The following is a 13,366-nucleotide window of genomic DNA, read 5'->3' on the forward strand; positions in this document are numbered from 1 at the left end:
ATGCAGGATCACTGCATGAGCACTTGGTTTTTAACTATGAATTAGTTTGGGCTTATAGTAATCGAAAGATTACTCGTCGTCACCTTTTTTACCGCCAGACTGGAATTTAGAAATGATGCCTTCAGCCACGTTACGTGGAGTTTCAGCATATTTAGCAAATTCCATAGAGTATGTTGCACGGCCTTGAGACATAGAACGCATTTGAGTCGCGTAACCAAACATCTCTGCAAGTGGAACTTCAGCTTTAATTGCTTTAGTACCGCCAGGCAAGTCGTCCATACCTTGAACCATACCACGACGACGGTTTAAGTCACCCATGATATCGCCCATGTAGTCTTCTGGAGTTTCTACTTCAACTTTCATGATCGGTTCAAGCAAGATAGGATCTGCTTTCATGAAACCGTCACGGAATGCGTAAGAACCTGCCATTTTGAACGATAATTCGTCCGAATCGACATCGTGGTAAGAACCGTCAAACAATGTAGCTTTGATGCCAACAACTGGGTAACCAGCAAGGACACCATTCTTCATACGCTCTTGGATACCTTTATCCACAGCACCGAAGAATTCTTTAGGAACTACACCACCAACAACTTCTTCAACGAATTCGTAATCTTTTTCTGATTCAGGATCCATTGGCTCTAAACGTACGTATACGTGACCAAATTTACCTTTACCACCAGTTTGACGTACGAATTTACCTTCTTGTTCAACTGTTTTCTTGATCGTTTCACGGTAAGAAACCATTGGTTTACCAATGTTTGCTTCAACACCGAATTCACGCTTCATACGATCAACAATGATGTCAAGGTGAAGTTCACCCATACCAGCAATAATTGTTTGACCTGACTCTTCGTCAGTACGAACGCGGAATGATGGATCTTCCTTAGCCAAACGACCTAAAGCAATTGACATTTTTTCTTGGTCAGCTTTAGTTTTTGGTTCAACAGCCAATGCAATTACTGGCTCTGGGAATTCCATACGCTCAAGTGTGATGACATTTTTCTCATCACAAAGTGTATCACCCGTAGTTACGTCTTTAAGACCTACACACGCAGCGATATCACCCGCACGAATTTCTTCAACGTCTTGACGATCGTTCGCGTGCATTTGCACGATACGGCCGATACGTTCACGTTTAGATTTAACTGGGTTATAAACAGAATCACCTTGTTTAAGAACACCAGAGTAAACACGTACGAAAGTTAAGTTACCTACGAATTTGTCGTTCATGATTTTGAACGCAAGCGCAGAGAACGGAGCTTCGTCAGATGCTTCACGAATCGCTTTAGTTTCAGCCTTATCGTCAAGAACACCTTCAATCGCTTTAACTTCTGTAGGCGACGGTAAGAATTCAATTACTGCGTCCAACATACGTTGAACACCTTTGTTTTTGAACGCTGTACCACAAAGCATTGGTTGAATTTGACAAGCCAAAGTTTGAACACGTAGACCAGCAACGATATCTTCTTTAGATAGTTCGCCTTCTTCTAGGTATTTGTCCATTAGCTCTTCAGAAGCTTCAGCAGCAGCTTCAACCATGTTTACACGCCATTCTTCAGCAGTAGCTTGAAGTTCAGCCGGGATTTCACCGTATTCGAACTGCATACCTTGTGAAGCTTCATCCCAAATGATCGCTTTCATTTCGATCAAGTCGATTACGCCTTGGAAGTTTTCTTCAGCGCCAACAGGGATTACTACAGGTACAGGAGCTGCACCTAAACGTGTCTTCATTTGTTCAACAACACGGAAGAAGTTTGCACCTGTACGGTCCATCTTGTTCACGAATGCTAAACGAGGCACTTGGTATTTGTTCGCTTGACGCCATACAGTTTCAGACTGAGGTTGTACACCACCTACAGCACAGTAAACCATACACGCACCATCAAGAACACGCATAGAACGTTCAACTTCAATTGTGAAGTCAACGTGTCCCGGTGTATCAATTACGTTGATACGGTGTTCAGGGAACTGTTTAGACATACCTGACCAGAATGTAGTCGTAGCAGCAGAAGTAATGGTAATACCACGTTCTTGCTCTTGCTCCATCCAGTCCATTGTTGCTGCACCATCGTGTACTTCACCAATTTTGTGAGATACACCTGTGTAGAACAAAATACGTTCTGTAGTTGTGGTTTTACCCGCATCAATGTGCGCAGAAATACCAATGTTACGATAACGAGAAATTGGGGTTTGACGAGCCATGATTTCTTGCATTCCTAAATTTTGTTGTTTAAAACAGGCGCTTTAAGCTGACGAACAGCTTAAAGCGATTCGATGACAGTTTGGCGTAAGCCAAGCTGTCACCCTCCTGAATAGGGGCTGTTTTAGTCGCTTAGAAGCGGTAGTGAGAGAATGCTTTGTTGGCTTCAGCCATACGATGCACGTCATCACGTTTTTTAACCGCTGCGCCTTTACCTTCAGCTGCATCAAGCAACTCACCAGCAAGACGTAAAGCCATAGTTTTTTCAGAACGCTTAGCAGCAGCATCTACTAACCAACGCATAGCTAGAGCAGTACGACGGGATGGGCGTACTTCCATAGGTACTTGATAAGTAGCACCACCAACACGGCGTGCTTTTACTTCAACCATAGGACGAACTTTTTCAAGAGTAGTCTCGAAAAATTCAACTGGGTCTACTTTGTTTTTTTCTTGAACGCGGTCTAAAGCACCGTAAACGATACTTTCAGCAATAGATTTTTTACCATCTTGCATTACGTGGTTCATGAATTTAGCGATTGTTTGGCTGCTGAACTTAGGATCCGGAAGGATTTCACGAGCAGCAACTACGCGACGTCTTGGCATTTTAAACTACCTATATATATGACACTTCAGGTTAATCCAGCCGTAGCACAAAGTGTCATGTGCTTTCGCTGGCCTTACTACACGTCGCTTGAATTTCACAAAATTAATGCAGAAATCAGACAAGCGAGACGATAAAGGATTGCAGTTCTAGCGAACTAAGAGGTTAATCTCGAAAGATTATTTCTTAGGACGTTTAGTACCGTATTTAGAACGAGACTGGTTACGATCTTTCACACCAGCACAGTCTAAAGAACCACGAACGGTATGGTAACGTACACCTGGTAAGTCTTTAACACGACCACCACGGATAAGAACAACACTGTGCTCTTGTAGGTTGTGGCCTTCACCACCGATGTAGCTAGAAACTTCAAAGCCAGAAGTTAAACGCACACGGCAAACTTTACGCATTGCTGAGTTAGGTTTTTTAGGTGTAGTTGTGTAAACACGTGTACAAACACCACGACGTTGTGGACAAGCCTTCAACGCAGGAACTTTAGATTTTTCAACTAAAGTCGTACGACCCTTACGGATCAACTGATTTGTTGTTGCCATTTGGCAATTCTCCCGTTAATAAAAAACCCAAAAAAAGACGACTTTTTGAGGGCATGCAATTGTAAGCTAAGACGTAAAAATGGTCAACATTTCAAACTACATGTAATGTTGACCAAATCAGGGCTTTTACAAATTTCTATCTATTTTAAAGGGTTTATTTTTTACTTGGCGCATTTCGTCTTTTTGTAACCTTTTTTTCAGTCGGCTCTACAGCGGGTTTTGCTGTGACTTTTGAAGCCATATTGGGTTCATTTTCCGTAAAAGACTCATTATTGTTCTGTGTGGTCTCCTCAACCTCATCCACTGGATATAAATCTGCAAGATCCTCTTCCATTTGTAGGGCTGGTTGCTGCGGTGCAACAGCATCATGGGGTTCAATCATTTGATCTGCGAGTTGTTCCAGCCCTTGTTGAACACGTTCTTCGGTTGCGACAGGCTCTGTAACTTTGTCAGACTTTTTCTGGATTTTAACCTTGGTAATGCTTTGATGACCATTTAACTCCACTTCAGCCCCAAGTTTCAAATCTGAACCATCGGTCTCTGATGTACTGCGCTGTGACAATAGTCTTGGTGAGGCTTTCACCAAAAGCTCAAGTGAGCGTTCATATGCTGTTAAAGCACTAAGGCTGGTATCTTTTTGTTGGATGATATATTGACGGGCTTCTGAAAAAACCAGTTGTGCTTTTTGGTGTACATCATCAACAAGGCGCCAACTATAAGCTGCACTCACCCCTGCACTGGCAATTGGTGTGAGTTTTGCTAACTTATTCAGTAGCGATAGGTTAGCAATCGACTGCCCCCATTTCAGCTGACCATCGGCATTGGTCAACCATTTCTTTAAGGCTTCAATATCATTGCTTGAACCTAAAAGCTGTTGTAACTGAGAGACATCATGGGTTTGCAAGGTATTTGAAATGGCTTTTATCGCCATCAACAAAGTTTGTTTTTCCGCAATCAGCCCAAGATCAATCTGTTTAAAAATAAACTGGACGATGTCTTGATCGGACTCTTTAGTTAAGTCAAAACCATAAGAACGTCCCACTTGGTAGATCATACGTAACGACATCACCAAGGAAGCAGGGACATCTACGGTTGAGCCCACAAAGCCCGTTGCTCCAGTCAGTGCGCCTTGCAAGATAGCAATAATTTTATTTTGTTCGGACAATGCCTGACTAATCCGTTTTGAACGGTCGACATCTTGGGTCAGCATTTCTAAATCACGCACGCCTGCTTCATCTAAAACGGCATCGACCGAGCTCATACTTGAGCTAAATTGATTGAGCTGGCTAAAAAAATAATCTGCGGCTTTATCGGAAAGTTGTGGCGACACAAAATGTGCCACTCGATTTGCGTTGACATAATGACGTCCCAATAAATGACGCGATACTGTCGGCAGATGGTCTCTTAAGACTTGCTGCGGGTGTTCATAACGCTTATTTTTCGATTTTGTTTTTGTACTCGCACTATCACCAGTTGTAGTATTGGTCAGTGCTGAGGCCGTATCTGGGCTCACTTGGTTTAATATGTTTAAACCTGTATGACTGAGCTTTTTAGCCACTCCGAAGGCATTTGAAAAGAAACCACTGCGCTGTTTATTGTTTGAATCCGCCATTCCGTACCCCGTACTTTATAATCTTTCATTTCTAGCTAAATACTAGGTGTAGTACGCATTTATCTCAATAAGAATATGTGTCTTTTAGTAAAGTTGAAATGCCCTGCTCCTGATTTTAAGACAAGTCAAATTGGCATAGGATTTGCCATAAGAATTAAAAATTCTTTCTGCTATTATGATCTGCATTGAAAACATAAGAGTTGCAATTGGCTTAGAAATAAATTGTTGATTCATCTTTAAGCGCAACTCTGCAAAACCACCATATAAGGGATCTTTAAATGAAACGTGTAGTAATCACTGGCATGGGTATCAACTCATGTATCGGTAATACTTTGGAAGAAGTTACTCATGCATTACAAAACGGGATTTCTGGGACACGTTTTAACCCAACCTATGCTGAACTCAATTTTAAAAGCCATATCAGCGCTGCTGCTGAACAAGACTTTGATGGCATCGACCGTAAGCTAAAACGCTTTATGGGTGTTTGTGCCATGTATGCATACAATGCTGCGGTTGCTGCGGTTGAAAATGCAGGCTTAACAGCAGAGCAAATTGGTGGCAATCCACGCTATGGTATCGCGGGTGGTTCAGGTGGTGGTTCAACTGCATCTGTAGTTGAAATGAAAGAATTGTTAGACACCAAAGGCGCACGTAAAGTTGGTCCGTTCTTCGTACCTCGTAATATGTCGAACACAATTACGGCAAACGTTGGCGTTGCTTTTAAAATGCAAGGTGTTGCACACACCATTACCAGCGCATGCGCAACGTCTGCTGATGCAATTGGTTATGCTTATAACCTGATTCAATTGGGCAAGCAAGACCTCATGCTTGCAGGTGGCGGTGAAGAAGATCACTGGTCTCAAAGCTTGTTATTTGATGCGATGGGTGCACTGTGCTCAAAATACAATGACACACCAGAAACAGCGTCTCGTCCTTACTCTGCTGACCGTGACGGTTTCGTGATTGCTGGCGGTGGCGGTTTTGTAGTGCTTGAGTCTTTAGAACATGCGCAAGCACGTGGTGCCAACATTTTGGCTGAAGTTGTGGGCTATGCGGCAAACAGTGATGGTGCAGACATGGTTGCGCCATCGGGTGAAGGTGCGACACGTTGTGTACTGATGGCACTTGAAGAAGCAAAACAACACGGCGTAGACAAAATTGACTATGTGAATACGCATGGTACGTCGACGCCTGCCGGTGACATCACTGAATTAAAAGCAATGGAACGTGCATTTGGCGAAGGTCAAGTTCCTCCACTCAGCTCAACCAAGTCAATGACAGGTCATAGCTTAGGTGCAGCGGGCGTACAAGAAGCAATCTACTCTGTCCTAATGATGCAAAATGATTTTATTGCACCCAACATCAACGTGACTGAACTGGATGAAGGCGCAAAACCATTTGATATCGTGCTTGAAAAACGTGACGCAAAATTGAATACTGTGATGAGTAACAGTTTCGGTTTTGGCGGCGTAAATGCATGTCTCATTTTCAAAAAGTGGGAAGGCTAAGCCGCTCATTTTAGGGTGACTTGATGGATGCTCCTTCTGATGCTTTCTTGTGGGTAAAAGCATTACATATTATTGCCGTGGTGTGTTGGTTCGCTGCATTGTTCTACTTACCACGGCTCTATGTTTACCATGCCATGAGTGATGATGCCGTCAGTCATCAACGTTTTGAGGTCATGGAGCGTAAGTTGTACCGTGGTATTATGTGGCCGTCGATGATTGCAACACTGATCACGGCACATTTCTTGGTCGATTGGGGTGATGCAACGCGCCACTACCATGAAGCCCTTTGGTTCTACCTCAAAGTCGGTTTGGTTGGACTATTGGTGATTTATCACTTTGTTTGCGGTTATTACCGTAAGAAATTGATTGGTCATGCGCATTACAAGTCACACAAGTTCTGGCGCTTCTTTAATGAAATGCCGACCCTCATTTTATTTGCTGTGGTGATTTTAGTCGTGGTTAAACCGACATTTTAAAATCCCACACTTAAAAAGCCCCGATTGATTCGGGGCTTTTTAATGTCTGTACAAAATCAACAGCACAGTTCAAGATCAGTATTACGAGCGTATCCAAGATTGACGAATTTTTAAATTGAGCGGGGTTGAATAATATTTCTCAATCACCCAACTCAAAATAAACACTGCGATAAAATAAACAGGCAACAACATCAACTTTTCAGCCGCTAAAGTTTCTTTTGGGAAATACACCACTTTCATTAAGCCGAGAACAATCAAATGAAACAGATACATTTCATAGCTACGCTGTCCAATCCAGACCAAACTCCGTGCCGTGTATGAGATAGGTTTAACTTTCAGGTCTTGGGTAAAACACAATATGAGTAACGCTGTAAGTAAAGCAAATACGCTGATGCCCCAACTACTCACCTCTTTGATGGGTGCATAAAAATATAAAGCGGTCATTAGAAACGCTGTTACTGCAACAATCATTTTTTGATTGTAAATTACACCTTTAATATGTTGCGCATATATTGCGGTGAGGCAGCCAATGGCAATTCCATCGAAACTAGAAAAATAATGATACAGATAAGCGCCGCTTCCCTCGCCAAAATGGAGGGCACGAAAATACGGTGCATACGCAATGACAACGAGCAGAAAAATAATAAAGCCTTTGCCCCGACCCAGTGCTAAACACAGGACAGGAAACGCTAAATAGAAGACTTCTTCAACCGATAAAGACCACAATACGCCCAAAGCATAGTTCACCCAGCCGTATTCAATAATCAGTAGATTCATCCAGAAGCTCAAAGCTGAAAGGACGGTGACAGCATAGGACACTTCTACGCCATTGGGCGACTGATTGATAAAGGGTTGTAATCCTAAGCTTCCGAGCACACTGACCATCGTGACCAATAACACCAGACACGGCATGATTCGAGCAAGACGACGGATATAAAAATCTTTCAGCTTAATCTGCGCCAAAGATCCACTGCGCTGCAAGGTATGCTGAGTAATCAAAAAACCTGAAATGACAAAAAACATGGTCACACCATAGTTGCCATTTCTTGCAATCAAAGTACTTAAGCTCTCGCCCCCAATTGAGATGCCGAGAAAGGTATCGTGTAATTTATAAGGAATATTGAAATGGTGAATCAGCACCAACAGGATGGACACGCCACGCAGGATGTCTATTTTATAATTACGCATAAATCATTATTAAAATTTTAAAGTGCCTCATTAAAAGTGAAATCACCTGATTTAGACAGCTTTTATATATAAAATCATACAATTATCTAACACTGAATTAGAACCGATTAATTCAGCTCAAGCAAAAAGAAAGCCCTACTTATGCAGGGCTTTCTTTCAAACATCACGAGTACAGAATGAATTTTAGTTATCCAGTTGCTGCCCTAACAGACGTTTTTTCATACGAGGCTTGTACAGCAGTTGATACGTCACGGCTAGAACAATCACCCATAGTGGACTGATCATGAGTGCACGAAGAGTATCCGCCTCTAAACTCAAAATAATCAACGTAAAGAACAAGAAGATTAAGACCACATAAGACATCCAAACACCGCCCGGCATTTTAAAAGTCGATTTTGCATGTAGCTCAGGACGCAATTTACGGTAGCGGATATAGCACACCATAATAATGCTCCAGATACTGATGAACAGAATCACACACAATGAGCTGGCTAATGTAAAGGCTTCAACCGTGTTTGGTACAAAGTACTGCAGCGCAGCACCTGCCATGATAAAAGCACATGAGAAGAATAAGCCTTTTGCTGGCACCGCACGTTTTGACAGACGCGCTAGGCTCTGTGGTGCTTGCCCTTCTCTTGCCAAACCAAACAGCATACGTGATGTAGAGAACACACCACTATTCATTGAAGACATCACTGAAGACAGTACCACCAAGTTCATAATGATGGCTGAAGTTGGGATACCTGCATGTAAAAATAGTGAAACGAACGGGCTTTGATCCGCAGGAATTTGATTCCACGGCGTCACCGACATCACCACAAATAGCGACAAGACATAGAACAAAATGATACGGGTTGGAATCGCATTCACTGCTTTCGGTAAGTTCTTTTCAGGGTCTTTGGTTTCAGCAGCCATGGTTCCAATCAGCTCTACACCGACAAAGGCAAAGAGTGCAATTTGGAAGCCTGCTAAAAAGCCACTGCCACCTTGAGGGAACATCCCGCCATGCGACCAAACATGACTAAAGCTTGCAACTGAACCGCCCGGTGCTTGGAAATGGCTAAACACCATAAAGCCACCAATCACGATCAGCCCTAAAATGGCTAAAATTTTGATTAAAGCAAACCAAAATTCAATTTCACCAAAGAGTTTCACGGTCAGCAAATTTAACCCAAGGACAAACAGCACACAGCCGACACTGATTAAAGCCTGTCCCATAGGAGTAAAGGCCATGTCTGGTGGGAGCCAAAAGCCAAGATAGTTAATAATGGCTGCCAAGTCCGCAATACCGACCAAGACCCAACCGAGCCAATAGGACCAACCGATATAGTAACCCGCACCTGGCCCAATCAGATCATGAGCCATATCGATAAACGACTTATAGTGCAAATTTGACAATAAAATTTCGCCCAATGCACGCATCAGGAAGAAGAACATGGTCCCGATAATCATATAAATGATTAAGATAGAAGGACCAGCAAGAGAGATGGTTTTGCCCGAACCCATGAACAGGCCCGTACCAATCGCGCCACCAATGGCAATCAATTGCAGGTGGCGGTTGGATAATTTCCGTTGTAATTCATGCGATGATGCATTTGCACCGTCAGCTTGTGGGGTAGTCGTCATAATTTAACATCCTGTTAAAGTCCTTTTTTGCGTATAAACCATGTTCATACAGTGCTCGTTATCCTAACGGGCGGCATTTATACGCTCATCAGCACTTCGGTTGAAACCCAAGCGCTGATATACACGGGGAGAGTTTAAAAATTAGTTTTGTGCAGCCGTCACTGCAATTTCGATCAACCAGTTTGGATTAACCAAATCAGCCTGAATCGTGGCACGTGAAGGTGCTACACAACCATTCATCCAGTCAATCCAAATCGCATTGACTGTAGAAAAATCAGAGAGATTTTTGATGTAAAGCTGAGCAGATAACAAACGTGATTTATCTGTATTTGCCAAAGCTAAAAGCTCATCAATTGTTGCTAAAATTTCACGGGTCTGACCTGCGACATCATTGTCGGTATTTTTTGGCACTTGCCCTGACAAATACACCACTTGATTAAACACAGTGACTGCACTCATGACTTCGTTGGTGTTGAATTTTTGAATGTCTGAATGTGACATAGGTCTTTCCTTGTATGAAACTGTATAAAAATAAAATTTAATCTTGGATAAAATTGACACGTGCAGTGACAGCACACATCAGCTCATAGCCAATCGTGCCTGAACCTGCTGCGACTTCATCAATGCTGAGTACAGCACCCTGTTTCGATGTACCCCACAGCACCACTTCACTGCCGACTTGGGCATTTGGAAGGTGAGATAAATCGACCGCCAACATGTCCATGCTGACACGCCCGACCAAGCTGCTGCGTTGTCCATCAACTAAAATAGGCGTACCTGTTGCGGTAATCCGTTGATAACCATCGGCATAACCACAAGCCACAATACCCACACGCATGTCGCTTTCAGCAATGAACTTTGAGCCATAACCGACGCTATCGCCTGCTTTTAATTGCTGAATGGCAATCAACTCGCTGCGCAAACTCATGGCAGGTTGCAAGTCCCAGTCCTGAATCGAATGGCTTGGATAATCTGGAGAACTGCCATAGAGCATGATGCCGCTACGGATCACATCCGACTGCAACTGTTCATGGCGTAAGATGGCTGCACTGTTGCTAACAGAACGTGCACCCGGCAGATCATGGGTAATGGCATCAAATAACTGGCATTGATGCGCAATGCCTTCACGTCCGAAACGCTCACCATCGGCATCCGAAAAATGCATCATATGGGTCAAGCGTTGAACTTGAGGCAAACTGGAAAGCTGCTGCCACACTTGACGGTATTGTTCAGGACGGAAACCTAAACGATTCATGCCGCTGTTCATTTTTAAATAAACATCGAACTGCGCCTCTAAAGGAAAACGCGCTAACCATTCGAGTTGATATTCACTATGAATACTGAAACTTAGGCCCAGCTCATGGCAGTCAAATAGGTCTTGCTCTGAAAAAATACCTTCGAGTAACAGAACCGGACCTATCCAGCCTAAAGCGCGGATGCGTTTCGCCTCTGCCAAATCGAGCAGCGCAAAACCATCGGCAGATTTGAACGCTTGATAGACGCGTTCAATCCCATGACCATAGGCATTGGCTTTGACCACCGCATAGACTTGGCTATTCGGCATTTTCGTGCGAGCAACATTTAAATTATGCTGCAGTGATTGACTATGAATCACTGCAGTAATTGGACGTGGCATTTTCTTCTTCCTTGAATCAATATGACCTAAAACGAATTAGGCTGCTGAAGGATAACGTTGAATCGATAGGCCTTCAGTACTGATGTCTGGTTGATGGTTCATCACCAAGTCACTAATAAGCTTGCCTGAACCACATGCCATGGTCCAACCCAAGGTGCCATGTCCTGTATTCAAGAATAAGTTTTTAAAACGAGTCGCACCAATAATCGGCGTAGAGTCTGGTGTCATTGGACGTAAACCCGTCCAGAAACTTGCTTCAGCTAAATTTCCACCTGGGAATAAGTCTTGAGTCACCATTTCCAAGGTCGCACGGCGGTCTTGGTTTAAACCGTGGTTGAAACCACTCAGTTCAGCCATACCACCCACACGGATACGTTGGTCAAAACGCGTAATGGCAATTTTATAAGTTTCATCAAGAACCGTAGACTGCGGTGCAAATGCAGGATCTATAATTGGAATGGTCAATGAGTAGCCTTTGACAGGGTACACAGGCAAATTCAAATTCAATGGTTTTAAGAAATCACGTGAATAACTACCAAAAGCAAGCACATAACGGTCTGCTGTAAGCACTTGACCATCAACCACCACGCCTTTGATTTCATCCCCTTCAACCACTAATTTTTCAACATTTTGGTTAAATTTAAATTCTACGCCCATGTCTTTCGCAAGATTTGCCAAAGCATTGGTAAATAGGTAACAGTCACCTGTTTCATCATTCGGTAGATGTAAACCACCAACCAGTTTGTCTTTGGCATAGGCTAAAGCTGGCTCGACTTTGGCTAAGTCATCTTTTAATAATAATTCGTAGTCGACGCCACATTCTTTTAATACTTGGATGTCACGTTGTACTGCATCTAGTTGTGCTTCATTACGGAAAACCTGCAAAGTTCCTTTCGCGCGGTTTTCATAGTGAATGCCTGTTTCTTTACGCAGTTCACGTAAGCAGTCACGGCTGTATTCAGCAACACGCGTCATACGTTCTTTGTTAATAGCATAGCTTTGTGGATTGCAGTTTTTCAACATTTGCGCCATCCAGTTCAACTGCCACATGCTACCATCGATGTTAATCGCTAAAGGTGCATGGTGTTGGAACATCCACTTTACGGCTTTAAACGGAATACCGGGTGCAGCCCACGGTGTAGAATAACCTGGAGAGATTTGCCCTGCGTTACCAAAGCTAGTTTCTTCAGCAGGACCAGCTTGACGGTCTAAAACCGTAACGCTTGCGCCTTGTTGTGCAAGGTAATATGCACTTGCAACACCGATGACACCACTACCTAAGACAATTACACGCATGACTGATCCCTTACACACACTAGTTTATTTCACTAGTATATTTTTAGGTTAATAGTTTTTTTCACTGTTTTTAATATTATAATCTAGGTAAATCGCCATTTTTGTCGCGCTAAAATTCTAAACATAGGAAATTTATAATGCGTAAATTAGATCGGATTGATCAGCAGATTTTAGACATTTTACAGCGTGATGGACGAATTGCGATTAGTGAATTGGCCTCTCGCGTCAACCTCTCAACCACACCCTGTTCAGAACGTGTCAAACGCTTAGAGCGCGATGGTATTATCATGGGTTACTACGCACGCCTCAATCCACAACTGGTCGATCGAAACTTATTGGTATTTTTAGAAATTAAGCTATCGGCCAAGTCTGGCGATGTGTTTGATCAAGTGGCACGTGACTTGGTCGAAATCCCTGAAGTTTTAGAATGCCATCTGATTTCAGGTGAATTCGATTATTTGGTCAAAGCCCGTTTAAAAGAAATGAGTGCCTACCGACGCCTATTGGGTGATTTACTAAAAAAACTGCCCTCTTCAGCGTCATCGCACAGTTATATTGTGATGGAAGAAGTCAAAGAAAGTTTTTATTTGGATATTCGCTAACAGCTTATTAAAAATATGCATTTTAAAAATGCATTCACTTTAAATGTTTAAAATCTATCGATTC

12 protein-coding genes are annotated in these 13,366 nt (G+C 42.9%); 3 read left to right on the plus strand and 9 right to left on the minus strand.

Features of this window, described 5'->3' with window-relative positions; all coding sequences use genetic code 11:
* Positions 1-69: 69 nt before the first annotated feature.
* The 4 genes from fusA to AC4CU2_RS13655 form a co-directional block, all read right to left on the minus strand.
* Positions 70-2,205 (minus strand): elongation factor G, encoded by a 2,136-nt coding sequence (fusA, locus tag AC4CU2_RS13640; protein WP_004694927.1) that lies wholly within the window; start codon positions 2,203-2,205, stop codon positions 70-72.
* A gap of 130 nt (positions 2,206-2,335) precedes the next feature.
* Positions 2,336-2,806 (minus strand): 30S ribosomal protein S7, encoded by a 471-nt coding sequence (gene rpsG / locus AC4CU2_RS13645; RefSeq protein WP_004694929.1) that lies wholly within the window; start codon positions 2,804-2,806, stop codon positions 2,336-2,338.
* A gap of 177 nt (positions 2,807-2,983) precedes the next feature.
* A complete protein-coding gene (rpsL, locus tag AC4CU2_RS13650; protein WP_002050319.1) occupies positions 2,984-3,358 on the minus strand; it encodes a 30S ribosomal protein S12 in 375 nt (124 codons plus the stop codon).
* Positions 3,359-3,512: 154 nt separating this feature from the next.
* Positions 3,513-4,970 carry an EcsC family protein gene (locus AC4CU2_RS13655; protein ID WP_279042845.1) on the minus strand — a complete coding sequence of 486 codons (1,458 nt, stop codon included), beginning with the start codon at positions 4,968-4,970 and terminating at the stop codon, positions 3,513-3,515.
* A 278-nt stretch (positions 4,971-5,248) separates the two neighbouring features.
* On the opposite strand from AC4CU2_RS13655, the gene AC4CU2_RS13660 reads away from it, so the two are divergent.
* The gene (locus AC4CU2_RS13660; protein ID WP_004694933.1) at positions 5,249-6,478 is read left to right on the plus strand and encodes a beta-ketoacyl synthase N-terminal-like domain-containing protein; all 1,230 of its coding nucleotides are present in this window, start codon (positions 5,249-5,251) and stop codon (positions 6,476-6,478) included.
* Positions 6,479-6,501: 23 nt separating this feature from the next.
* A complete protein-coding gene (locus AC4CU2_RS13665; protein WP_005011820.1) occupies positions 6,502-6,954 on the plus strand; it encodes a CopD family protein in 453 nt (150 codons plus the stop codon).
* Positions 6,955-7,035: 81 nt separating this feature from the next.
* Here AC4CU2_RS13665 and AC4CU2_RS13670 read toward each other — a convergent pair whose 3' ends face one another.
* From AC4CU2_RS13670 to AC4CU2_RS13690, 5 genes are all read right to left on the minus strand, one after another.
* Positions 7,036-8,142 carry an acyltransferase family protein gene (locus AC4CU2_RS13670; RefSeq protein ID WP_279042848.1) on the minus strand — a complete coding sequence of 369 codons (1,107 nt, stop codon included), beginning with the start codon at positions 8,140-8,142 and terminating at the stop codon, positions 7,036-7,038.
* Positions 8,143-8,325: 183 nt separating this feature from the next.
* Positions 8,326-9,768: an amino acid permease gene (locus tag AC4CU2_RS13675; RefSeq protein ID WP_176537218.1), complete on the minus strand. Its 1,443-nt coding sequence runs from the start codon at positions 9,766-9,768 to the stop codon at positions 8,326-8,328.
* Positions 9,769-9,909: 141 nt separating this feature from the next.
* Positions 9,910-10,269: a RidA family protein gene (locus tag AC4CU2_RS13680; protein WP_004694941.1), complete on the minus strand. Its 360-nt coding sequence runs from the start codon at positions 10,267-10,269 to the stop codon at positions 9,910-9,912.
* A gap of 37 nt (positions 10,270-10,306) precedes the next feature.
* Positions 10,307-11,404, minus strand: coding sequence for an alanine racemase (gene alr, locus AC4CU2_RS13685; protein WP_201950171.1), 1,098 nt, complete (start codon positions 11,402-11,404; stop codon positions 10,307-10,309).
* 36 nt (positions 11,405-11,440) lie between these two features.
* A complete protein-coding gene (locus AC4CU2_RS13690) occupies positions 11,441-12,700 on the minus strand; it encodes a D-amino acid dehydrogenase (protein ID WP_218645688.1) in 1,260 nt (419 codons plus the stop codon).
* 137 nt (positions 12,701-12,837) lie between these two features.
* Between AC4CU2_RS13690 and AC4CU2_RS13695 the strand changes: the two genes are divergently transcribed.
* Positions 12,838-13,302, plus strand: a complete 465-nt coding sequence (locus AC4CU2_RS13695; RefSeq protein WP_004694947.1) for an Lrp/AsnC ligand binding domain-containing protein — start codon at positions 12,838-12,840, stop codon at positions 13,300-13,302.
* Positions 13,303-13,366: the final 64 nt, after the last annotated feature.

It is taken from the genome of Acinetobacter sp. 797_lipA (genome assembly GCF_058243025.1).